The organism is Prevotella multiformis DSM 16608 (assembly GCF_000191065.1).
Lineage (GTDB): Bacteria > Bacteroidota > Bacteroidia > Bacteroidales > Bacteroidaceae > Prevotella > Prevotella multiformis.
In genome coordinates this window covers 282,041-304,183 of record NZ_GL872282.1, presented here as the reverse complement: position 1 = coordinate 304,183, position 22,143 = coordinate 282,041, and the positions used below count along the sequence as shown (strand labels likewise).

Below are 22,143 nucleotides of genomic sequence, written 5' to 3'. Positions count from 1 at the left end.
ATCTTTCTCGTGGGACGGCCGAGGGCATCTGCTTTCTTTCCTCCGTACCGATACATCCTGCCGGAATAACGATGCAGCCTGTCGCTGCATCTGCAAGGGACAGGTGCGTCCGGTGCATTGCCGTATCGTCTGCCCCGTTATGGTGTCTCTTCCGTAGCTGTACGGCCGCCGTGGCTGCATCTCTCGTGTTCCAGCAGCCATATCTTCCTGTCTGTACCGCCGGCGTAGCCGCCCGTCTCGCCGTTGCTTCCTACCACCCTGTGACAGGGAAGGATGATCATCAGCGGATTGCGGCGGTTGGCATTGCCCGCGGCACGTGCCGCCTTCGCATTGCCGGTCTGCCGTGCCAGTTCCTTGTAGGTCACCGTCCTGCCGTACGGAATCCGTGTCAGGGTGTCCCATACACGCCGCTGGAAGACCGTCCCGGCAAGACGTACAGGCAGCCTGAAGGTCTCCCTCTCGCCGGAGAAGTATTCATCCAGCTGCCGGCAGGTCTCTGAGAGCAGGCGGCATTGCCTGTCCCTGTCTTCTGTCCAGTGTGCCGGCCATGCGGTATCCGGCACATCTTCCCAGAGACAATAGGCGAGGACATCATTGTCTGCGGCAATCAGAAGAGGGCCGACAGGGGAGACATAGTGACGGAAACGCATGGGCTATTCCTCCACGATCTCGGCATCTTCAATATTGTCTGTCACCATCTTGCTGCCGGTAACGATCTTGGCTTCTTCGGCTTTCTCGTAGGCTTTCCTGACATGATGCAGGCGGATGAGCAGGGCCAGTTCGATGACCCCGTAGCACATCAGCGTCCATCCTACGATCATCAAGGGCAGGGCGGCGGCCTCAATCGGCTTGCTGATTACGAGAATGGCTACGACGAGGATGGCCGTCGGGAAGAGCCAGAAGTAGAACGGGACGTGTGCATACTGCCGGGAGCGGGAGAGACTCATGAGCTGGCTGACGGCTCCGAGGATGAGCAGTGCTGCTAGAATGTAGACCACCCATGTGATGAAACTGTCGGGCATGAGGGCAAGGATGATGCCGAGAAGCATATTCCCGATCCCGGCAACGGGGAAGGAGGGCGGCTGGGCGGTGCCTTCTTCCGTCTCCGCCCGGGCTGCCCTCCTGGCGGCTTTCTCTTTCTCAATATAATAAACCACGCAGGAGATAAGTCCTGTGAGGAAGAAGAGAACACCGACGAGGATGGTCATCCACGTCATGGTTTCCTCCCGGTATTTAACGAGGAGAAAGCCCGTCGCTAATACGATAATAGCCCTTATGGCTGAAAATTGAAGTACTTTCATGGGTACAAAAATACAAAATAATCCCTGTTTGGAAGGTGCCGGTCCTTGACTTTTTACTATTTTTGCATTCAAAATGACGATGTTATGACATTATTGTATCTTGTAAGGCATGGCGAGACCGTAGACAATGCGCACCGCATCATGCAGGGACAGACGCCCGGACAGCTCAACGAAACGGGGATAAGACAGGCGGAGGAAGTGGCGGAAAAGCTGAAGGACGAGCCGATAGATGCCTTTGTGGCAAGCGACCTCCGTCGCAGTATTCACACCTGCGAACTGATCGCCCGGCTGCACGGGCAGGCCGTCACGACCACGCCCTTGCTGCGCGAACGTGACTGGGGATCATTTACCGGGAAGTACATCCCTGACCTGTCTCACCTGAACGACCCCTCTCTCTGGCCCGACGACATAGAGAGCCTGGCTGCCTTGAAGGAGAGGGCCGGAGCTTTCCTGGACTGGCTGAGAGAGAAGTATCCTGACCAGAAGGTGCTTGCCGTGGGACATGGAATCATCAACAAGGCTGTTCAGAGTGTCTATTATGGAAAGCCCATGAAGGAAATCAAGCCCATGGGCAATGCCGATATCAGAATTCTGGAACTGTGACGGACTGTCGGCTCAGCCGGGACCGCTCTCAGACAGGCCTCCAACACAAATAGTGTTAGCCCTCAGCACGACCGGTGTCGGGCATCAATACGCCGGCAGGAGACGGGAAGACAGGATCCTCCCTGTCGTAAAAAGCGGATGACGGGGGCATGCTGAAAATGCTGACCGGACTGCGGCCGGTTCTGGAGGCGTCCTCTTGCGTACTTCCTGGTATCTGCTATAAAAAGCGAAAAGGAGCTCTACATCACGTGGAACTCCTTTCCTTCATTTAAATAACTCTCTTTATTTTACATCTCTAATCTGTCCTGAATGCAGACGGGTCATTCTCTGACATCTGCGTTTCATCTTCATACCCTAATGGTCAGATATGTTTTCCTATTGATCTTTAGTGCTTAGTATTTAAACCTTATTGAATGTTTTATAGTTCTCTCTAACTTGTTTCTTCATCTGTAGTTTATCTGTATCTGTGGTTTATCTGTGTCCGCCGAAAGCTCCGCCTCCGTTCGGGGTGCTTCCGCCGGCTGAGCGGCTTCCGCCGAAGGATGGACTTCCTCCGAAACCATGGCCGGGCGTGCTGAACGTGCGGCTTGGCTCGCTGAATGTACGGTTCGGCTCATAGCTCCTTGTGGCACTGCCGAAGCTTCTGCTCCCGCCGAATCCGCTGTTGTTCGGACGGGTGACGGTCGTGCGGGTAGAACTCTCACGGGGAGAATAGTATGGGTTGCTGCGCGGTCCGTCGAAGTTGCTGCGCTGCTGGCTGCCGAAACTGCGGGGACGGTCGTCCTGATAAGTGTTGGTGTAAAAGTAGCCGTTTCCACTTCTGTTGAAGTCGCCTTGCAGGTAGCCGTCTCTCATTCCATACGCCCGGTCGTAGCCTCTGCCGTAGAACAGATCCCTGCCGTTATACCAGCTTCTGCCGCCGTTCATGCGCCAGCTGTGCGCGCCGCAGTAGGCATTGTAGAAACTCGGGCGGCCGAAGTAATAATAGTCGCGGCGAGGATAGCGGGCATAGATGCCGAAGTGCCAGTAGCCGGCATTCCATCTCAACGGACGGTAGAAGTAAGCAGCCTCGACGTATGCGCGGTACTGCCAGTCGCAGAGGATGTAACTTAAATCCACATTGCGATGCGACCAGTATGCGCCATAGAGGTCGTCTACGGTGTTGACGCTCATGAGGTAGTCGAGGTTTATCTCATAGGCTGCTTCATACTGCTCTTCCGTCAGATTCAGCTCGTAGGCCATCTTGTCGGTCAGAAAGAGTGCCTGTGCTCGAGCCTGCTCGTAACTCATTGCGCTGGTCGATGCGCTGAGCATGAGGGATGCGACGAGGGTAAGAACCATCTTTCTCATAATTTTTGCCTTTTGATTGTTTCATTCATGTGTCGGGTACTGTGCTCCGGAAAGCGTTTCCCTGACTTTCACGATGCAAAGGAACAAAGAATAAAACGGATGATGAAAGGATTTCCCCTACTTGTGGGAGGAATTTCCCTAAAGTATGAATGGGGGAAGAAAAAGACAGGGCGCAGGGCAGGTAGCAGATGGTATGTCAGCAGGGAAATGGCAGGGTATGCCGTGTGTCTTGCCGTCTTTCCGCAAAGCCCCTCTTTTCTTTTGTCGCGGTGCATGGGTCTTGTCATGTGTGTCAGGGTAAGATGTGAAACCTGCTCGCCGCTGTCTCCTGCTTTGTCACCTCTTTTTAGAACCGGCCTTATTAAATATTGTCTAAAACATTTCCAAATACGGAAGAAAAGTCCTAATTTTGCAAAGGATAGACTGTGTCCGGCAAATGGAAAGCACGCTTTCCTTGCCCTCGTCGGTCTTGTTCTGCAGAAAACAGAGAATGATGGAATATCATGTAACTTGTAGCAAATGCCATCGTGTGTTTACGATTACGGCGGAAGGCGGTGATTCGATGCATTGTACCTGTCCTTATTGCGGACAGGGACTGCACGTGAACCTTCCGGCAGTGGCGCAGCCCGTTGTCTCTCCCGTGGTGCAGCCGGCTGCCGTTCAGGAGGACAGGCCGGGAGGAGGCATCTGGCTGAAGATTCTGGTGACGGTGCTGACCGTCCTTGTCGTCGGCGGGCTGGGATTCTTCGGATTTGCCGTCTGGCAGGACAGACAGGAGGCGGCAGAGCAGGAAATCCGTTTACAACGGAAAGCCCATGCCGACTCGCTGATGCAGATCCGTGCACAGCAGGATGCGCAGGCACGTGAAGACCAGCGCAGGGAGAAGCAGCGGCAGGCGGTATGCAGTTTCCTGCTGTCGTTCTATCGGCAGGCCGTCTTCACCACCGATGACGATCCCTCCTACTATGCCCGCTATCTTACACCTTATTGTCGCCAGATGATTTTCGGGGTGGATCCCGGTGATGGGGCGGAGGACAGATGGGAGAGCTGGTGGGCTGCTTTCGGCAATTTCAACAATGAATATGATTTTGAAGAGCTGTCCCGTAATCTGCGGATAACTCCCGTGGATGACAACTGGTACAAAGTCAGGCTGTCAGAGCATGGCCTGACGGAGACCCGGAATATCCGGGTCAAGGTTTCGGACGGGCATATCCTCATCGATGATGTAAGGTGAGATTTCAAAGAAAGGAGAACAGAACATGCAATTTCAGATAGCCTGCAGACATTGCCGTCGCCCGTTTGCCATCGAGGCGGAGCCGGGCAGGACATTAAGGTGCAACTGCCCTTATTGCGGAGAGGGTATGACGGTGGCCACGCCGGCCGGCGACACCGCTGCCGTGCCGGTGGCTGATCCATCGAAGACGGTAACAGATGACCTCCGTAGGACGGCCAGCGTCCGGCAGCCGTCGGTGAAAGGAAGGCTGGTGCGGAAAGTAACGGTCGTCTTTGTCGTTTGCTGGCTCGCTGTCATCCTGCTGTCAACACTCTTATATGTGATTTTTTCATCGATGTCAAATTAAACAATAACACACTCAGAATATGAAACAGACAAAGATAGTATGCTCCATCAGCGACCGGCACTGCAATGTCGATTTCCTCAGACAGCTCTTTCTCTCTGGGATGAATGTCGTCCGTATGAATACGGCTCATGCCACGCAGGACGGCATCCGGGAGATCATCCGGAACACACGTGCGGTCTCTCCTCATCTGGCCTTGCTGATCGATACCAAAGGCCCGGAGGTCAGGACGACGGGGCTGGAGAAGCCGATTCACTACCAGGCGGGAGACATGGTGAAGATTTTCGGTCGTCCTGAAATGGACACGTCAAAGGATATAATCAATGTGTCCTATCCGGATTTCGCACGGGATGTGAAGGTGGGCGACCATGTCCTTTTTGATGACGGTGCATTGGACATGGAGGTGATAGAGAATGACGGTCCGATGCTGGTGGCACAGGTGAAGAACGAAGGTGACCTCGGTGCGCATAAGAGTGTGAATGTTCCCGGCGAACACATCGAACTGCCTGCGCTGACGGAGAAAGACAAGCGTAATATCCTGTTGGCGATCGAGGAGGACATCGACTTCATCGCCCACTCCTTCGTCCGTTCCGCCGCCGATGTGCAGGAGGTTCAGAAGATACTTGACGAGCACAACTCGGATATCAAAATCATCTCGAAGATTGAGAACCAGGAGGGTGTTGACAATATTGATGAGATCATCGACGCTTCTTACGGAATCATGATTGCACGCGGCGACCTGGGCATTGAGGTGCCGATCGAGCTGATTCCCGGCATCCAGCGCAGCATCATCAACAAGTGCATCCTGAAGAAGAAACCGGTTATCGTGGCTACCCAGATGCTGCATACGATGATCACCAATCCCCGTCCTACCCGTGCAGAAGTGACCGATATTGCCAATGCCATCTACAGTCATACTGACGCACTGATGCTGAGTGGTGAGACGGCGAGCGGGAAGTATCCCGTCGAGGCAGTCCAGACGATGGCACGTATTGCGGAAGCGGCAGAACGGGATGCCCACAAGCGTGGACATATCACGGTGCCCATGACGAACCCCAATGACCAGCGTGAGTTCCTTTCGCGAAGTGCCATTGAGGCTACGGAACAGTTGGGGGTGAAAGGAATCATCACCGACAGCGAGACGGGGCAGACGGCACGTAACCTTGCGGCATTCCGTGGCCCCAATCCGGTGCTGGCGATCTGTTACAAAGAGAAGGTGCAGCGCTGGCTGAATCTGAGCTATGGCATCATCGCCGTTTACCAGCAGAAGCACCAGTCCAGTCAGGAGATGTTTACGGCCGCCTTGCGTATGCTTCGCCAGAAGGGATATATCGATTTGGACGACAAGATCGCCTATCTGTCCGGTTCGTTCGGCAATGGGGGTGGAACGACATTCCTTGAGATCAATAAGGTAAGTGAGGTGTTCGACCGCAGCTACCGTTTCCATCTTCCTGAGGTACAGGAGACTATGCCGGAGGAGGATGATAAGTAATATTTTTCCGAGGTACAGGGGAATGTGCCGTAGGAGGATGACCAGTAATGCGGGAAGCAGGTCTTGATGTTCTTCCCCCATTCCTGACAATGACAGAAAGAGTCATATCAAACTCTGCTCATGAGTTTTGATATGGCTCTTTGAGTATCATTTCCAGACGGTTACCGTCCGGTGGAATCTAAACGGTATCGCTGTCCATGTATGATTTCCTTTCCGCCGGCAATCACCCATGGTCCCAGAGGAGGCGGCTCTCTCCTTTCATCCAATAGGTTATGCGTTGGCTTTTGTCAGTACAATGCTTTTCTTCACTTCCTTCTGATAATGAACGCTCCCAACATGTAAGACCGGTTCTTTTGTGTACAGCCCCGGAGGAAGTAGATGCCGTCGGGGATGGTCGTGATGCTGATCTGCATGCCGTTCCTGGATGTGCCCTTGATGCTGCGGAATGGCTGTCCCTGCATGGTCTGTATTTCATACCGGATGATGTCTGCCTGTCTGGTACGGATCGGAAGTACAAGTGTTGTGCCGTCATTGGGCAGCAGGGAAGGGGATGCCTGCTCCCGGAGCGTGACGGTCTCCTGCAGGGGATCGCTCTCTTTGCCGTACCGGTTCATGGCCGTGATGGCAAAGTGCAGTGCCGGATCCACCTGCCTGAGATGCAGCGAACGGCCGGTGTAACGCCCCGATACCAGATTGCGTGCATTCCGGATGTCGACCGGAAAGGAACGGCTGGCATATATATTATAATAAGGTGACGTACCTTCCCAGTTCATGCTTACCGAACCGTTCTCCAGCCTCTGTATGAGCGGAGTGTGTGCCGGCAGGGTGGGGGGAGCTACGGACTTCCCGCCCTGTATGGCAGGCGGCAGTGCAGGGGTGGCATTGAACTGCTGTTCGAAGTCGTAGATGCCCTGTTTGTTGGAGGTGAGGAAATAAGAACGGAAATGGGCGTGTCCCATGCCGGCATCCCGGCTGACGTACATCTGGCGTGTCATGTCGTCCAGGGTCCAGTTCCCCTCGCGTGGGTCGAGGAAGTAAGTACCCAGACCGGTCACGACTTCTCGTCCGTGTGCATTCTCCATCCAGTCTGCAATGAAAGGATAATAGTTCTCTCCGCGGAAATACTGCATGGGATAGAGCTGGTCCATCAGTCCTGTCCGGAGCCATTCTTGTGCCTCCTGGGCCACACGGTCACGTGCATTGAAGTTCTTTGAACTGTAACGGCTGAGATCGGAGTATTTCCCGACGGGCGAACAGGATATCTTCACCCATGGCTTTATGGCTTTCACCTCATCGTGGATGGCGCGTACGATCGCTGTGATATTGTTCCGGCGGTCGTCGGGAAAATCACCGTTCCGGTAGGTCGGCCGTGGCCATCCGTCAGGATAACGTATATAATCGAGGTTGATGCCGTCTACTTCATACTTCTTCACGATTTCTGCACAGATGGCGGCAAGGTAGGCCGGGACGTTCGGGTCTGCCGGATCGAGATAAGAGCCCGTTTTATAGTTCCTTATCCGGAAGCCCTTTTGTCTGAGCAGTCTGCACCCCAGCGAGTTCTTCGCCCCCGCAGGGATTGTTGCTATCCACGCATGGAGTTCCATGCCGCGTCTGTGACATTCTTCCACGGCAAAAGCGAGCGGATCATAACCGAAGCCCGGTGCCCCGCCTTCGGTTCCAGTGATGCACCGGTCCCATGGCTCGATGGCAGATGGATAGATTGTCGCCGCCCTTACGCGGGTCTGCAGGAGCACGGTGTTGATATTTGCCCGCTGGTAACTGTCGAGGATATCTATAAGCTCCTGCTTCTGTCGGCTGATGCCTGCTTCCGATTTCGCATAGGTCTTGGGCCAGTCGAGGTTGGAGAGGGTCGTAAGCCATACGGCACGTGTCTCGTACTTGGGCTGGTGTCGGGTGAGATAGTCGGTGAGACTTGTCTGTGCCTGGACTGTAAGGGTCGGCGTGCAGAACAAGATGGTGAGAATGGTCTCCTTTATGTACTTTCGTTTCACGATGCTTGGGTGTAAACTTATTGTGAGTTCCAGAGCGGTCATATTTCATGCTCAGGATTCTGTCATGCCGGACCGGTCTGTTTTCCCTTGGTTGCGCATGGAACAATGGGAGTATCGGCCGGCTCTGGATTCTGTCATGCCGGATCGGTTCCTTGGTTGCGCATGGGACAATGGGGTTTTATGGGATGACCTCACAGAAAGTCAGATGGATTCGATGAAGTTCAGGTCGGTTCTGAAAATCCCATATGGGCAGACGGCTTCTATGCGGTCTGTCAATGTTTTACGTCTTGCTTCTATGCGGTGTCTTCTGTTTCCCCTTTCAGTTGCATAATCAGCCCTGTCTCTTCAAGGTGAAAGCTGTCCCTGTTCGTCTCAAAGACGGCAACTCAGCCAAAGAGCCAGGACCGGCCTTCATGGTCTTAGGAGCATACGAGTTTGCGTGTGCCGTCAGCCTGCTCTTCTATTGTGATCTTTACGACATCCTCCGGGAGTATTCCCTCTATGAGTTCCGGCCATTCAAGGAGGCAGAGGCAACCGCTGTAAAAGTAGTCCTCGTAGCCCATGTCATAGACTTCTTCCAGCTTCTTGATGCGGTAGAAGTCGAAGTGGTAGATGGGATTGCCCTGTCCGTCCGTGTATTCATTGATGAGGGAGAAGGTGGGCGACGTGATGACATCCTCGACACCCAGAACCTCACAGAGAGCCTTGATGAACGTTGTCTTTCCAGCTCCCATCTTGCCATAGAATGCGAACACTTTTCCTTTTCCCATCCCTTTGATGAATTCTTTTGCTGCCTCGTGGATGGTGTCGAGGCTCTTGATTGTAATTTCCATATTGCGTTGTAATTTGTAAGCGGTGATAGGCGGTGATAAGCGGTGATAAGCGATAATGATGATAGGCGATGATGGATGGTGATAAGTGATGACAGGCAAACATGACATCAGCAGCGGGCAATCCGCCAGATGTCCCCTCCTCCGGAGTGGTTGTGGGGAGAGGTCTTATCTCTTTCTCGGAGTCAGTGTCACCAGGGGTACGATCATCTCCTCCATCGATATGCCGCCATGCTGGAACGTGTCCTTATAATAAGACACATAATAATTGTAGTTGTTCGGATAGGCGAAGAACGAGTCGCCGGTGGCGAACACATAGCTTGTGCTCAGGTTCGGGGTCGGCAGCTGTGCAAGGTGGGGATTCTTGATGGTGAAGACCTGCCGCGCATCATAGTTGAGGTTCTTCCCTAACTTATAGCGCAGATTGGTGTTCGTGTTCCTGTCACCGATGATCTTCACAGGACTGGTGGTGCGGATGGAACCGTGATCGGTGGTGATGATGACCTTGTAGGCCGACTGTGCCAGCTCCTTGAAAACATCTGCCAGCACGCTGTGACGGAACCAGCTGAGCGTAATCGAACGGTAGGCACTCTCGTTGTTTGCCAGCTCGCGTATCATCCGCATCTCCGTACGGGCATGGGAGAGCATATCGATGAAGTTGACGACGAGCACATTGAGGTCGTTCTGTTCCAGGTTTCTGTACTGCTGCATGAACTTGTCAGCACCTGCCGAGTCGTTGATCTTGTGATAGGAGAAGCGGTCGTGGCGGCGGTAGCGTTCAATCTGTGTTTCGATGAGCGGAGCCTCGTTGAGGTTCTTCCCCTCTTCTTCGTCTTCATCCACCCACAGGTCAGGGAACATCGTCGCTATCTGCTGGGGCATCAGACCACTGAAGATGGCGTTGCGTGCATACTGTGTGGCGGTCGGCAGAATGCTCATATAGAGGTCTTCCTCTATGTCGAACATATCGCCGATTTCCTGCGAGAGGATGCGCCACTGATCGAACCGGAAGTTGTCAATGACGATGAGAAACACTTTCTCCCCTTTGTCTATCAATGGGAACACCTTGCGTTTGAAGATGTCAGGACTAAGCAGCGGGCGGTCGTCCTCACTGTCTGTCTGCGGCTTCCTGCTGTGTGCGGCCAGCTTGGAAAAACCGTTACCCGACCTTCCGTCCTGCGGTGCCACCCAGTCGAGATAGTTCTTTGCAATATATTTGGCAAAGCCGTTGTTGGCTTCTTCCTTCTGCATTTTCAGCATCTCGGTCATGTTGCTGTCGGCACTGCTCAACTCCAGTTCCCAGTGTACAAGTCTGCGGTAGACCTCCTTCCAGTCGCCGAACGTACGGCATTCTGCTATCTGCATGGCAATCTGCTGGTAGCTCTGCTGATAACTGCTCTGCGTCACCTCTGTCACAATCTCCTTCTGATGGATGTTCTTCTTGAGCGTCAGAAGAATCTGATTGGGATTGACCGGCTTGATGAGATAGTCGGCGATTTTCGCACCGATGGCCTGGTTCATGATGTCCTCCTCCTCGCTCTTTGTCACCATGACGACAGGCGTGGCAGGCTGGATGTCCTTTATCCGCTGCAGCGTTTCGAGTCCCGACAGACCCGGCATCTGCTCATCAAGCAATACGAGGTCGAACGTCTGGGTCTGGCACTGTTCGATGGCATCCGCCCCATTGCTCACCGTAATTACTTCATATCCTTTCTTCTCAAGGAAGATGATGTGAGCTTTCAGCAGTTCGATTTCATCATCCACCCAGAGTAATAATCCGTTGTTCATATATTATAACCTCTGTTTTTAGAACCCCTCCAGGTCGTAGTACTCATCCTCAATGTCGGGCTGGACGGGCTGTTTCTTTTTATTGTTCTTGCTGTTTGGCTTGTTCTTGTCCTGTTGGGGTTCATCATCGCCGAAATAGATAACCGGACCGTCGTCTACAGGCTTCTTCCTTGCCGGGACTGTCTGCGGTTTCTGCGGAGCAGGCTGTTGTGTCTTCGGTACAGCAGGCTTCACCGGCGTGATGGAGTCATCCGGCTTTACGGGGCTGACGGGTGCAGACGGTACGGTCAGCCCGGCAGGGTGCTCCTGCTTCACAGAATCGGTCTGCTTCACCGGTTTCTCTTCCGGCATAATATATGTATTACCGTCCTCTCTCTCCGTCTTCTTCTCCGTTGCCGGTTTCTTCTCCTCTACCGGTATCTCAAAGGTGCTGCCGTTCTGCTCCGTATCCTTTTGCTCTGTCTTCACCGGCTTTGGCACATCCAGCGGGATGGTCGTCGTGTTGTCAGCAGGCACATCCTGCGTGTCCGGATAGAGGTCAGGAACATTTCCCTGCTTCTGTTCAATCTCCTGCTGCAGGTCACGTTCGCGGGGCGTCGCCACCTCTGCCGGTTCGCTGAGCAGATAACGGCGTGTTACCGCCAGCGGTGCGAAATGTTTCGCATAGAACGCTTCATAATCCTTGTAGCTGTAGGCGGTACCTATCAGCCTGAGATTCTTGTCACTGATGATGATGCCCTTCGCCGTCCTGCCCATCTGCTGCATGACAGCCTTCGACGCAAAGAGCTGCCGGGCATACTGATAGGCCTCGTCGAAACTGCGGAAGCCCGATACCTGCATCTGGTGCAGGCCGCTGAAATCCTGTATCTCGATCTCGAAGTTACGGACAAGGAAGTTCGTGAAGTTGAACCGTGCCAGTTCGAAGAGCAGCTTGTTCTCGTTCAGTGAGTCAGGATGGTAAACGAGCAGGAATCTGAAGTCTATGTCACGTTCCGGCGAGAGCCTGGCCTGCTGGATGCTGTCGCTGTCGTTCAGCACGTTCGACCGATAGTTCCAGACATTGTCGAGGTCGAACTTCCCGCCACGAAGCCTTTTCCCCGCCTCTACGCCATTGACAATCATGCCTGCCATCTCGCTGATGCGGCTGCCCGGATAGTTCTTCACCACCTCCTTCATGTCACTGATACAGCCCGCAGGATCGCCGCTGTTCAGCCTGCCCAGTCCCCCGATGAAGAGGAACTTGTTCCGGTTGGCTCCCATGGGGAATCGTGTCCCGGAAATCCGGGTATTGGCCGCCACCTCTCCGTAACGCCCCTGCTTGAAGGCATCGTAGGTCGCTGCATAGAGCGAATCCTCTATCTGCACGCCGAACCGCAGGTTCTGTTTGTAATAGGGATCGGTAAGGAGAACCGTCCACTTGCTCTTCGGATATTTCCGGCTCAGCCGGGCGACGTAGCTGTCTGCCATCTGCTGGTCGCCCTTCCGCATATAAAGAAGATAGAGGTGATAGTACACATCGTCCATCTGTTCATAGTCCGGATAGTCGTCTGACACACGGCGCAAGGCCTTTTCGGACAACCGGAGATTGTCAAGCCTGTCCTTGAAGATTACGCCGGAATGGTGCAGACCGTCTTCCAGTATCCTGTTGCTTGCCTCCAGCTGTGCTGGGGTAAACGGAATCTGTGCCAGATAGTACTCCCGCTTGTGCGGATCGTTCTTCAGCGAGTCTCTGGCATTGTCAATCGAATCCTGCCGTGCCTCGGCCTGCAGGATAGAGTCCCGCTGCTGGTCGGTCAGTTCGATGGGCGTCTTCGTATCACCGATCCTGCCCACGACTCCTTGGTTGATGCGCTGCCAGTTGTCAATGTTCTCACGCTTTCCCCATAACTGCTGGAATGTGATTTTACCCTGCTGGACAGCCGTCGGACTGTAGAAATACCACGTGCTGCCCTGCTGACGGCGGTTGTCCTGCCGGCTGACGTTTCCAAGGCTGTTGCTTCCCATGTCGCCTCCGTTGCCTTGCTGTCGGACGTTGTCCTGTCCCTGCTGCTGGCTTCTCTCTTCCTTCTCCTTCTTCTTCAGTGCTGCGATGACACGGTCAATCGCCGCATTGCGCTCTTCCTCCGGGCACTTCGCAAGGTGCTGGAGAGAGTCCTGGAGCTGTACGGCATCTGTATAAGGAGCCAGCTCGTCCAGTATCTTCGACCGTTCGGAAAGCTGTTCGTAGTCCTTGCGGTCCTTGTCGAGCAGTCCGATGGCTTCACCGTAACAGCGTCGGGCATCACCGAAACGCTCCTTTGCCCAGTAGAGGTCGCCGAGATGGAGCAGCAGCACTCCTTTTTCGATACCGCTCCTTGTGGCTTTCCGGTTCCCCTGTTCGTAGGCGTTGACGGCGGCAAGCGTGTCCCGGTCGGCGAGATAGATGTTGCCCATGGCATAATACACCTGATCGAGATACTCCTTGTTGTTGTCTGAAGCAGCCATGTGTTTCAGCTTGCCGACCATCTTCTTCGACTGTCCCTTTGCGGTAACCTCGGTCTGCGCTATACGCGCATTGAAGGCCAGCTCGTAGGGGGGATTGGCACGGATTACCCGCTGGAAGGCCTTGTAGGCTTCCGTATTCCGTCCGAGAGCGGCAAGCACCTGCCCGAGAAGATACAGTTCGCGGGCTTTCTGTTTCCGGCGCATTTCATGCTTGATGACCCTCTGGAGATAAGGGACTGCCTTGCTCAGTTCGCCTGAGTGCAGATAATAATCCGCATAGGTATAGTCCCATTCCTTTACGGCCCGCCAGTCCAGGGAGTCCCGCTGCATATTTCGGATAATGTCCTCAGCGTCATAGAGCCATCCTTGTTCTATGTAGCATTTCGCCAGCCATGCCCTTGCCTTCCCGTAGATGGCAGGCTGTCCCTTGTAAATGCGGCTCATGTAAGCGAAGGTGGCGGCCGCTTCCTCAAAAGCCCCTTCGTGGAACTGCGACCGTCCCATCAGCATCCATGCCTTCCACAGGAAAGGATTGTATTCACGGCGTGAGAGCCATTCGATGTCGCGTTCGGTCTTCCGCCTGTTCTTGGTCCACTCCGGTCTCTTCTTGACGCTGTGCCGGGCAATGGCTTTCTCTGCCTTCTCTATCGCCCGGTCGAAGCTGCCCTTGCCCAGTTCACGGCTGTTCTTGTTGCCGACAGGATAGAGCGGTATCAGCTCGGTGAAGTTGTCCTTGTTTCCTTTTTCTTTTTCCAGTGAGCCGTCGATGTAAGCCTGCGCACCATTATAATAGACATTATAACGTGTGTTGAAGGCCTGCCACCAGCGCGACTGCGAGGTGTTGTTCTTCGTGGAGCAGCCGGCAGCAGCCAGCAGGACGACTGCCGGGAGAAGGGAAATGATATGTCGGATAGTTTTTTTCTTCACGTTTGTTTTTGTTTTTCCAGAGACTGTGCCTCTGAAGCCGGGACATATTTTCGGAATGGCTGAGCAGAGCAGAAGACAGACGTTTAGCCCTCGATCATCGCTATCAGCTCGTCCTTGATCTGGTCGGGGACATTGATGTCCCGCAGAATGAGACTCCTGTTCCATCCTTTCGCTTCATGCGGCTGCATGGTGTAGAGCACCTCGGCGAACTCTTCTGCTTCCTTGTCGGTATACTGGTCGGACTGCCGCCCGCGGAAACGGTCGAGCTCTTCGTCGTCATAATACTCTACCTCCTTCGTAGCGGCTTCCATCATGCAGACCTGTTCGCACTTGTCGTCCGTCCCGTCACAGGAGGAGCAGTCGCCCGATGCGAGCATGACGACCTCCGGCTCTCCCTCTTTCCTCCGAGCGAACTTGGTCGTCAGGGCTGCGACAATCGCCAATAGTAGCAGTGAGCATATACCGATAACGAATATATCCATTCTTTCTTTTTTAATCTGTCTGTATATAAAAGGTGAACTTCTCCTGTTGTATGCGAATCGCATAGAAGATTCCGCCCCCCTTTGTTCCTGTTGATTTCCGGCAGCCATGCCTTGGTTTTTCAACCGGGTATTTACTGGCTTCCAGCCGGACATCGACAGGGCTTCTTCCGGGTGTCAGTCGGAGGACTGCCAGATGTTTTTTCAATGCGTGATCATTTACAGACCGGTTGCTTGTTGATGACGTTTTTAGTGATAGGAAACAGAGCCTGGCTTTAGGATATCTCCGTTGTCCCCCTCCTTGGCAGTCTGGTGTGAAGCAACCGGCTAATCCGTCTGTACGATATGGAATCCGGCCTTTCGCAGATCGTTCCAGTAATGAGGGTAAGACTTCGACACCACCTCCGGGTGGTTGATGCCGATCCGGCCCAGCCGGATGGCCAGCGGAGCAAATGACATTGCCATGCGGTGGTCCTCATAAGTGTCTATGACAGGCTGCGCCGCCGGTTCGCAGCGGTCACCCTCCCATGACAGTTCTGTCCCGCTGTCAGCATGGAGGATGTAGCCCAGCTTCTCCATCTCCGTCTTCATCGCCTCGATACGGTCGGTCTCTTTGATTCTCAGGCTTCCAAGCCCTGTGAAGTGGAACGGTATTCCGAGGACAGGACAGGTGGCAATGAGCGTCTGTGCCAGATCGGGCTGATTGGTAAAGTCATAGTCCATGCGGTTCAGCATGCGTGAGTGGCGTGTCAGCGTGGCATCAGTCAGCCGGTCGGCCTCTCTGTCGGCAAAGGCAGTCTTGATACCCAGCAGAGAAAAAATGTACCGGACAGCAGAATCGCCCTGCCGCGACCCGTCCATCATGCCCGGCAGAACGACTTTCGACCCCAGCTCATCCGTCAGTGCGAGGACTTCATACCAGTAGCTCGCTGCCGTCCAGTCGTTCTCTATCGTATAGGGACGCTGCCGGTAGGGCTGCGGCTTCACCGTGATGCTGTCGATGTCCGTCCACTCTGCTGACACGCCGAACTGGTGCATCAGGTGCAGGGTAAGGTCGATATAGGGCCGGGAGACAATGCCGCCAGTGAGCTTCATTTCCAGTCCCTTCGTCAGGATAGGGGCTATCATCAGCAGTGCCGAGATGTACTGTGAGCTGACGTTGCCGGGTATCTCCAGCCGGCCGCCCTCCAGCTGTCTGCCACGGATGCGGAGCGGAGGGAATCCTTTCTCTCCGGCATATTCGATTTCCGCACCCAGGTAACGCAGCGCATCTACGAGAACCCCGATCGGACGGTGCTTCATCCGTTCCGTACCCGTTATCGTATGTTCGCCTTCCGTGACGCTGAGGTATGCCGTCATGAAGCGCATGGCCGTACCGGCCGCCTTGATGTCGATGACTTCCGGCCGATGTGCCAGGGCACGGATGATCACCTCCGTATCGTCACAGTCCGACAGGTTCGCCGGTGTTATGTTCCCTCCTGTCAGCGCATGGATAATCAGCGCACGGTTGCTGATGCTTTTCGATGCTGGGAGCTGGATGCGGGTATCAACGTGTCGGGGGGGAGTTATCGTGTATTGCATCGTATGCTGTGCAGATTGATTACAAGACAAAATTACAAAATAAACTTGGCATGAGAGAAAAAGAAGTCAAAAAGTTTGCTAATCTCACAGAAAGTTTGTAATTTTGCACTGCTTTAAACAGGACGGGATGTAGTTCAGTAGGTTTAGAATGCTGGTCTGGGGGACCAGTGGTCGCCAGTTCGAGTCTGGTCATCCCGACAAACAAGACAGCGGGAGGGATTGATTGTCAATCCCTCCCGCTGTCTTGTTTTAGTCATGGGCATCAGCCCCTTCCGCCTGTGCGAAACGTCACTTATTTCTCAGATTCCGTGATGCTGTCCGGCTTTACAATGCCGTGAATGCAGCTACAAAGCCGAAGATGATGCCCGGTGTGTTGGCAATGGCCAATGGCCAGTCGCGCTTCTCTTTGAACAGACCGTATGATACCCATAGAGTACAGTTGATGCCTGCCATGAACGGCTGGATAAAGGTTCCTTTGTGTCCGGCGAGGTTGTTCTGTATCTGCGGAAAATAGAAGATATACATCAAAACCGATGTCACCATACCGATCCATCCCATGGATGTGAAGAACTTTTCTTTTGTCATGATTGTATTTGTTGATGAAAGAATGTCAGATGAGCTGTTAATCGTTGTATCTTCTGTTGCTTGGCTCATCTTTGCCAATGCAGAAGAGGATGAGCATCATCAGCCAGGGCGTACCTAACAGGCTGAAGAGAATCCAGAGAGCCACATTCCGGTTTCTTTTGCGTGCCATGATGGCAACGAGGAAATACCAGATGAGGTAGAAAGCGGCACACAGAAGGATGGTGCCGAGGGCAAAGGTTCCTCCCAAGAGGCTTGAGAGGGCGTCTCGAGCACTCTCATGGTTAGCTGCAAAGGTAAATGATGCCGTGAATATGGATAGGCAGAATGTGATTAATCTTTTTGATATCATTTTATTTTAGCTGTATATATTGATGGGCACAAAGTTAATACTTTTAGGGAGAATACATCTGCAAATGGGAGAAAAATATAGTCGTATGTTTTTTTTGTGACATTCTTGTGACGTTCTTTGTTTCCTCTTTATCTGTTTTATCTGTATTTCCATCCGTAACTTCCTTTCAGCGGGCAGTCTTTCATTGTCTTTGGAAAAGCGGGCTTCTTTATCAGGTAGAGAACATAAGGCAGGTTCTGGAAATCCATCAAAGGTGATTTTCAGAGCCTGCCTTAAATCTTCAGGTTTCTCCGTGTAATGCAGTTTTCCGCTTTCCCTGTGTTCTCTGTGTGAGGATAAAAGCTCACGGAAACGCCATCTTTCAGAGTGTATGCCCTCACAGAGTCACGGAACTCGCGGAGCCTTTAATGAAAGGCGGGGCATGGAGAGATCTCTAAGTTTCCCTTTTTACCTTTTATTTTTCCAACAGAGAGTGCTCCTGAACCTTTGCTTTTACTGCAAGTTGTTACCATCCGGGCAACAGACAGCAAGCGTGTGAACCCTCAACACGACTGGTGCGGGTTCTCAACACGGCAGGTGCCGGGCATCAGTACATCGGCAGGAGGCCGGTTTTGTTTCTGCTGCGATTCTGTCGTAATTACTCAAACCACTTCTGTATCGCATCCATCAGCGGTGTCAGCTCTCGGTCGTGTACACGACCGTACCGGTCGGTCATCTGCATGGCGTAGGCAATGATGAGGCGGCGTTTGGCACGTGACATGGCTACATAGAACTTACGTGCGTCTTCCTCGTCCTGCTGTCTTGTTTTGTTGTAGACGTTCGGGTAGCGTCCGTCTGCGGCATCGAATAGGATGACGTTGTCAAATTCCAGCCCTTTTGCCTTGTGTACGGTTGTTACGTAGACCCGCTCAAGGATGCTCCGGCTGTTGCAGAAGTCGGCCTCTTTCAGGGTGTTGATGTCCATGATGTACTGTGAAAGCTGTGGAGCGAGTGCATTCGGGACATTCCTGTCTGTCAGCATATCGATGCGGAGATAGCGTAGGATATACGATAATCGTGGAATCTCGTTGATCAGCCCGTCAGAATGAAAACAGTCGTAGGTAGAGGAAAGTTCTTTCGCAAGGGCTGGCTCATGGTTATTTGAGCGTCTGTAAAGCCGTCCGACGGCTTCTTGGTACCATTCACCGTAATTCCTGCGGAGCGCATCGGCAAATGGCCGGACTTTCGGATGACGAAGGAAGGCGGTCTGCTTCGCCTGTTTCTCACTTGCCTTCCTGGCACAGAGGTGTACGAGGCTTATGGTTGCCCTCACGTCATCTATCGCCCGGTGACTGTTCACCCCCTTCAGCCGGAAGGTCTCGAGCAGGCTCTCCAACTTGTAGGAGTGGAGGCCCGGGGCCAGTAGCCTTATCAGCTTGAGTGAGTCGAAACAGCGGTTTCCGTGTGTCTGCATCGTATCATTGCAATATCGTTTCAGGCAGTTGTCGATTATGTTGTAGTCATAGCTGGCATTATGCCCGAGGACTGGGCGTGTGCCGATGTAGGCAAGAAAGCGTTGCAGGGCATCTGCCGGGGCAAGCAGCCTGTCTGCGGCCATCTTCGCATGATAGATGGAATACATCGGGTTCTCCTTGTCGCCGAGCTTCGGCAGGATGGGCTTGTCGGTTTCAATGTACAGATCGAGCGGGTCGCCGATGATTTCCCCTCCCTTGATACGGATGGCGGCAATCTCTATGATGTCGTCACTGAACACGTCCAGCCCGGTTGTCTCCGTGTCGAACACGACGATTCCCGCTTCGTTATATGCTTGCAGGAACTCTGCCGTATAGCAGCTGCCCGGGTAGAGCAGGAAGTCGGAAGGCGACAGTGCGAGCTGTTTCAGCTTCCAGTTGAACCGCCGGGCAAGTGCGTGAGAGGGGAAAGCGTGCACTCCTTTCATAATACGCGTCCAAGCTATGGAATTATGTTCATTGGCAAGTACGCTCAGATGGGCCAGCAGCAGTTTGATGTCCGGCGTGTCGAAGAGGTCGCGCCCCGATACCTTGAAGTGAGTCAGACCCGCCTGTGTCATAGTGTCACTGATACGGTCAGCATCCGAGTTGGCACTGACGATGACGGCGGTACGCTCGTCTTTGTTCTGTTCGTAGAGACGGAGTGCCTCTTCGGTAACGTCGCGGCGTTCCGTTTCCATCGTGCTGCTGTGTATGATCCTCAGGTCGCCGGGACTGGCTTTGGCGTCGTTGTCTGATACAGGCAGCAGGTCGCGGTCGATCTGCAGTTGTCTTTCCGCATAGCTGTTGAACACATCGAGCAGGTATTTGGGGGAACGGTGGTTGCGTTGCAGATGGTGGATGTTCCCCTTGCAGCGCATCTTCAACAGTGTCAGCGTCTCGGTTTTCGCCCCCATGAAAGAAAAGATTGCCTGCTGTTCGTCGCCTAAGTACATCACCATCGGGTGGTCTTCTGCCGTCAGCAGGTCAATGATGGCAAGCTGCATACTGTTAAGGTCCTGCACCTCGTCCACCTGTATCCACGGATAACGCTTGCAGGTGGGGTCAGAGCTATAGATGTCGTATGTGTAAAGCAGCAGGTCCTCGAAGTCGAAGAGATGATTCTCCTCCTTGTATCGTGCATAACAACCGGCGTAATACATCTTCCAGAGCAGCACACGAATCCTATCAGCCAGCTTTCCATCAAGCCCCGGCGCATTCGCCTCGTCCATATATTCCTGTGCATGATGATAGATATTCACTACCGCCTGCTTGTCATATTCAATCTTTTGTGAGGCGCAGATATGCTTTACAGCTTCCCTGTCGTCATCCGTAAAACTCTCTGGATGAAGGTAATACTTCCATGGATGACCGTGTTCCATCTGATAGATGAAATGCTGGAAGAAGATAATCGTCTGATAACCTTTGTATCGGTTGAAGTCTTTTGTCACTCCTTCTTCGTCTTCATTGCGATAGTCTGCAATGATACTCACCGCCTCTTCATCATCAATGATGGCTGAATCGGCAGGTATCCTGCCCTGTTCAAAGAGAAACTTAGAGCAGAAACGATGCACGTTACCCACCATCAGTTCCGAGAAATCACCTCCCACCACCTTTTGAATACGGTTGGTCATCTCCCTTGCGGCACGGTTTGTGAACGTCAGGCAGAGCATGTCCTCATACTTCACACCCCTTTCCCGTGCGTATTTTATTCTCTCTGCGAGGATATGAGTCTTGCCACATCCTGGCGACGCCAGTACAAGATGATGTCCCTGACTTGACTCTACAACAGGAATCTGGTATTTATCTAAACTTGGTGTGTAGCTGTTTGCCTCCATAGAAAGTATTTTTATAGCAGTAGATGCTTCTTCTGCAAAAGTAAGAAAAAGATTGGAAATAACTCGTTGTCAACTTAAAAGAATGAAAATAAAATTGTAACTTTGCAATCGGACTCGGTGTGCAGGTGTGTACCCAGTCCCATTTTGTGGGTTAATAATTTAGCGTTTGCTATTTATTCAATAACGTTCAGGAAACTTGGCGGTAGAATGAACAACAAGAATGGATGAATAAGTGAACGTCCACGATAGCGTGGGCGTTTCTCATCTCTTGTTGTAGGTTTCCGCCAAGTACCTCTGAACGTGGATGAATGCGTCCACGTTTCACGTGTAGGTACTTGGCTATAACTTTCGTGAATTGAGTATACGGTATCGCATTAAAACGTTTTAATGCAATGACAAAAGAACAGACGACCATTTTAAAAGGTGTAGCTATCCTGATGATGTTGTTCCTTCACTTATTTAATGGTTCTAATCTGAGTACTGTTTGTGAACCTTTGATTTTTATTGGTGGTACTCCCCTTGTGCACATTATCAGTAGAGCCTGTAATCCTGTGGGGATATTTTTGATGCTGAGTGGCTACGGGCTTAGTTACACTTACTATCGAGGCAAATTGTCTGTTAGTGGACAAGAGCGTAGACTTTTAAAACTATACATCCATTACTGGCTCATATTGTTGATATTTGTCAGTATAGGATTTTTCGTAAAACCCAGTAAGTATCCAGGAAGTTTGTTGGATATAATAATGAATTTTACGAGTTTGAGTAGCAGCTATAACTCGGAGACATGGTTTTTGTTTCCTTATACCTTGCTGTCGCTTACATCTATCTGGATTTTTAAATGTATAGATAAATTAGGCAGCGTGAAGAGTATCGTCATTTCGTGGATTCTCTATATGGTAAGCTGCTATGTTATCAGTCGGTATATAGCTGTAAATAAATCATATACAGAGTGGTACACCTACATTCTAACTTATTTTAATGTGTTGTTTTCTTTTGTTATAGGAGCTGTATTCCATCGGCAGGTTGAAAAAGGTAAATCTTCTATACCTTTTTTATATTCACATAAGGTGGTTACCATCATGATCTTGTTGTTATTGATAGTCATTAATTGCTTTATTTCAAGTGCGGCTACTGCGTATATATTTGAATTTTCTTATATATTCCTGCTATTGCACTTAAGTTTTAATGGTATTGCGAAACGATTTCTTATGTCAATGGGTAAACAGTCTATGATTATGTGGTTAACCCACTCCTTCTTCTGTTATCATTTATTCCATGATTTTATTTACGGTTTCAAGTTTCCGTTAGTCATTTATATTGTACTGATAGTTATCAGTTATGTTGTTTCACTTCCCATCAGCTATCTTTCCAAGGCTGTTATCCGGCAAGTTCCTTTTTTGAGGTAACATCTTTCCTGAATCAGAAAACATTTTAGGCTGGCTTCCTGTTTCTCATGG

Annotated in this window: 17 protein-coding genes and 1 tRNA gene; 6 read left to right on the top strand and 12 right to left on the bottom strand. The window is 52.1% G+C overall.

All coding sequences use genetic code 11. From position 1 onward, the window contains the following. Nucleotides 1-137 precede the first annotated feature (137 nt). Complete coding sequence (locus tag HMPREF9141_RS01285; RefSeq protein WP_007366580.1) at nt 138-650, bottom strand: methylated-DNA--[protein]-cysteine S-methyltransferase; 513 nt, start codon at nt 648-650, stop codon at nt 138-140. 3 nt (nt 651-653) lie between these two features. Continuing rightward, nucleotides 654-1,301 carry a DUF308 domain-containing protein gene (locus HMPREF9141_RS01280; RefSeq protein WP_007366579.1) on the bottom strand — a complete coding sequence of 216 codons (648 nt, stop codon included), beginning with the start codon at nt 1,299-1,301 and terminating at the stop codon, nt 654-656. An 84-nt stretch (nt 1,302-1,385) separates the two neighbouring features. Between HMPREF9141_RS01280 and HMPREF9141_RS01275 the strand changes: the two genes are divergently transcribed. Continuing rightward, nucleotides 1,386-1,904, top strand: coding sequence for a histidine phosphatase family protein (locus HMPREF9141_RS01275; RefSeq protein ID WP_007366578.1), 519 nt, complete (start codon nt 1,386-1,388; stop codon nt 1,902-1,904). 471 nt (nt 1,905-2,375) lie between these two features. On the opposite strand, the gene HMPREF9141_RS01270 is transcribed toward HMPREF9141_RS01275, so the two are convergent. After that, nucleotides 2,376-3,254 (bottom strand): hypothetical protein, encoded by an 879-nt coding sequence (locus tag HMPREF9141_RS01270; protein WP_007366577.1) that lies wholly within the window; start codon nt 3,252-3,254, stop codon nt 2,376-2,378. A 493-nt stretch (nt 3,255-3,747) separates the two neighbouring features. On the opposite strand from HMPREF9141_RS01270, the gene HMPREF9141_RS01265 reads away from it, so the two are divergent. Genes HMPREF9141_RS01265 through pyk form a run of 3 tightly spaced genes read left to right on the top strand, consistent with a single transcriptional unit; the run spans nt 3,748 to nt 6,323 of the window. Continuing rightward, complete coding sequence (locus HMPREF9141_RS01265) at nt 3,748-4,488, top strand: hypothetical protein (RefSeq protein ID WP_040554318.1); 741 nt, start codon at nt 3,748-3,750, stop codon at nt 4,486-4,488. 25 nt (nt 4,489-4,513) lie between these two features. Further along, nucleotides 4,514-4,834, top strand: coding sequence for a hypothetical protein (locus HMPREF9141_RS01260; RefSeq protein ID WP_040554124.1), 321 nt, complete (start codon nt 4,514-4,516; stop codon nt 4,832-4,834). Nucleotides 4,835-4,853: 19 nt separating this feature from the next. Continuing rightward, on the top strand, nt 4,854-6,323 hold the full coding sequence (pyk, locus tag HMPREF9141_RS01255; RefSeq protein WP_007366575.1) for a pyruvate kinase: 1,470 nt from the start codon (nt 4,854-4,856) through the stop codon (nt 6,321-6,323). Between the two features lie 305 nt (nt 6,324-6,628). On the opposite strand, the gene HMPREF9141_RS01250 is transcribed toward pyk, so the two are convergent. The 6 genes from HMPREF9141_RS01250 to HMPREF9141_RS01220 form a co-directional block, all read right to left on the bottom strand. Beyond that, nucleotides 6,629-8,377, bottom strand: a complete 1,749-nt coding sequence (locus HMPREF9141_RS01250; RefSeq protein WP_007366574.1) for a family 10 glycosylhydrolase — start codon at nt 8,375-8,377, stop codon at nt 6,629-6,631. Between the two features lie 377 nt (nt 8,378-8,754). Continuing rightward, nucleotides 8,755-9,168: a tRNA (adenosine(37)-N6)-threonylcarbamoyltransferase complex ATPase subunit type 1 TsaE gene (gene tsaE / locus HMPREF9141_RS01240; RefSeq protein WP_007366572.1), complete on the bottom strand. Its 414-nt coding sequence runs from the start codon at nt 9,166-9,168 to the stop codon at nt 8,755-8,757. Nucleotides 9,169-9,333: 165 nt separating this feature from the next. Then, nucleotides 9,334-10,953 carry a T9SS response regulator signal transducer PorX gene (porX, locus tag HMPREF9141_RS01235; protein WP_007366571.1) on the bottom strand — a complete coding sequence of 540 codons (1,620 nt, stop codon included), beginning with the start codon at nt 10,951-10,953 and terminating at the stop codon, nt 9,334-9,336. Nucleotides 10,954-10,971: 18 nt separating this feature from the next. Next, complete coding sequence (porW, locus tag HMPREF9141_RS01230; RefSeq protein ID WP_007366570.1) at nt 10,972-14,364, bottom strand: type IX secretion system periplasmic lipoprotein PorW/SprE; 3,393 nt, start codon at nt 14,362-14,364, stop codon at nt 10,972-10,974. A gap of 83 nt (nt 14,365-14,447) precedes the next feature. Further along, nucleotides 14,448-14,846, bottom strand: a complete 399-nt coding sequence (locus HMPREF9141_RS01225; RefSeq protein WP_040554122.1) for a hypothetical protein — start codon at nt 14,844-14,846, stop codon at nt 14,448-14,450. Between the two features lie 324 nt (nt 14,847-15,170). After that, a complete protein-coding gene (locus HMPREF9141_RS01220) occupies nt 15,171-16,424 on the bottom strand; it encodes a 3-phosphoshikimate 1-carboxyvinyltransferase (protein ID WP_007366568.1) in 1,254 nt (417 codons plus the stop codon). A 123-nt stretch (nt 16,425-16,547) separates the two neighbouring features. Here HMPREF9141_RS01220 and HMPREF9141_RS01215 point away from each other — a divergent pair. Next, a tRNA-Pro gene (locus HMPREF9141_RS01215) sits at nt 16,548-16,622 on the top strand. Between the two features lie 126 nt (nt 16,623-16,748). Here the strand turns inward: HMPREF9141_RS01215 and HMPREF9141_RS01210 are convergent. From HMPREF9141_RS01210 to HMPREF9141_RS01200, 3 genes are all read right to left on the bottom strand, one after another. After that, entirely contained in the window at nt 16,749-17,009 is a 261-nt protein-coding gene (locus HMPREF9141_RS01210) for a SemiSWEET family transporter (protein ID WP_007366567.1), read from the bottom strand. A 37-nt stretch (nt 17,010-17,046) separates the two neighbouring features. Next, complete coding sequence (locus HMPREF9141_RS01205; protein ID WP_007366566.1) at nt 17,047-17,358, bottom strand: hypothetical protein; 312 nt, start codon at nt 17,356-17,358, stop codon at nt 17,047-17,049. 637 nt (nt 17,359-17,995) lie between these two features. Further along, complete coding sequence (locus tag HMPREF9141_RS01200) at nt 17,996-20,686, bottom strand: 3'-5' exonuclease (RefSeq protein WP_007366565.1); 2,691 nt, start codon at nt 20,684-20,686, stop codon at nt 17,996-17,998. A 392-nt stretch (nt 20,687-21,078) separates the two neighbouring features. Here HMPREF9141_RS01200 and HMPREF9141_RS01195 point away from each other — a divergent pair, with 392 nt between their 5' ends. Further along, complete coding sequence (locus HMPREF9141_RS01195; protein WP_007366564.1) at nt 21,079-22,092, top strand: acyltransferase family protein; 1,014 nt, start codon at nt 21,079-21,081, stop codon at nt 22,090-22,092. Nucleotides 22,093-22,143: the final 51 nt, after the last annotated feature.

What these genes read in the sequence shown, in the direction of transcription:
- HMPREF9141_RS01285 (WP_007366580.1), bottom strand. Translation starts at nt 650, where the DNA reads ATGCGTTTCCGTCACTATGTCTCCCCTGTCGGCCCTCTTCTGATTGCC.
- HMPREF9141_RS01280 (WP_007366579.1), bottom strand. Translation starts at nt 1,301, where the DNA reads ATGAAAGTACTTCAATTTTCAGCCATAAGGGCTATTATCGTATTAGCG.
- HMPREF9141_RS01275 (WP_007366578.1), top strand. Translation starts at nt 1,386, where the DNA reads ATGACATTATTGTATCTTGTAAGGCATGGCGAGACCGTAGACAATGCG.
- HMPREF9141_RS01270 (WP_007366577.1), bottom strand. Translation starts at nt 3,254, where the DNA reads ATGAGAAAGATGGTTCTTACCCTCGTCGCATCCCTCATGCTCAGCGCA.
- HMPREF9141_RS01265 (WP_040554318.1), top strand. Translation starts at nt 3,748, where the DNA reads ATGGAATATCATGTAACTTGTAGCAAATGCCATCGTGTGTTTACGATT.
- HMPREF9141_RS01260 (WP_040554124.1), top strand. Translation starts at nt 4,514, where the DNA reads ATGCAATTTCAGATAGCCTGCAGACATTGCCGTCGCCCGTTTGCCATC.
- pyk (WP_007366575.1), top strand. Translation starts at nt 4,854, where the DNA reads ATGAAACAGACAAAGATAGTATGCTCCATCAGCGACCGGCACTGCAAT.
- HMPREF9141_RS01250 (WP_007366574.1), bottom strand. Translation starts at nt 8,377, where the DNA reads ATGACCGCTCTGGAACTCACAATAAGTTTACACCCAAGCATCGTGAAA.
- tsaE (WP_007366572.1), bottom strand. Translation starts at nt 9,168, where the DNA reads ATGGAAATTACAATCAAGAGCCTCGACACCATCCACGAGGCAGCAAAA.
- porX (WP_007366571.1), bottom strand. Translation starts at nt 10,953, where the DNA reads ATGAACAACGGATTATTACTCTGGGTGGATGATGAAATCGAACTGCTG.
- HMPREF9141_RS01225 (WP_040554122.1), bottom strand. Translation starts at nt 14,846, where the DNA reads ATGGATATATTCGTTATCGGTATATGCTCACTGCTACTATTGGCGATT.
- HMPREF9141_RS01220 (WP_007366568.1), bottom strand. Translation starts at nt 16,424, where the DNA reads ATGCAATACACGATAACTCCCCCCCGACACGTTGATACCCGCATCCAG.
- HMPREF9141_RS01210 (WP_007366567.1), bottom strand. Translation starts at nt 17,009, where the DNA reads ATGACAAAAGAAAAGTTCTTCACATCCATGGGATGGATCGGTATGGTG.
- HMPREF9141_RS01205 (WP_007366566.1), bottom strand. Translation starts at nt 17,358, where the DNA reads ATGATATCAAAAAGATTAATCACATTCTGCCTATCCATATTCACGGCA.
- HMPREF9141_RS01200 (WP_007366565.1), bottom strand. Translation starts at nt 20,686, where the DNA reads ATGGAGGCAAACAGCTACACACCAAGTTTAGATAAATACCAGATTCCT.
- HMPREF9141_RS01195 (WP_007366564.1), top strand. Translation starts at nt 21,079, where the DNA reads ATGACAAAAGAACAGACGACCATTTTAAAAGGTGTAGCTATCCTGATG.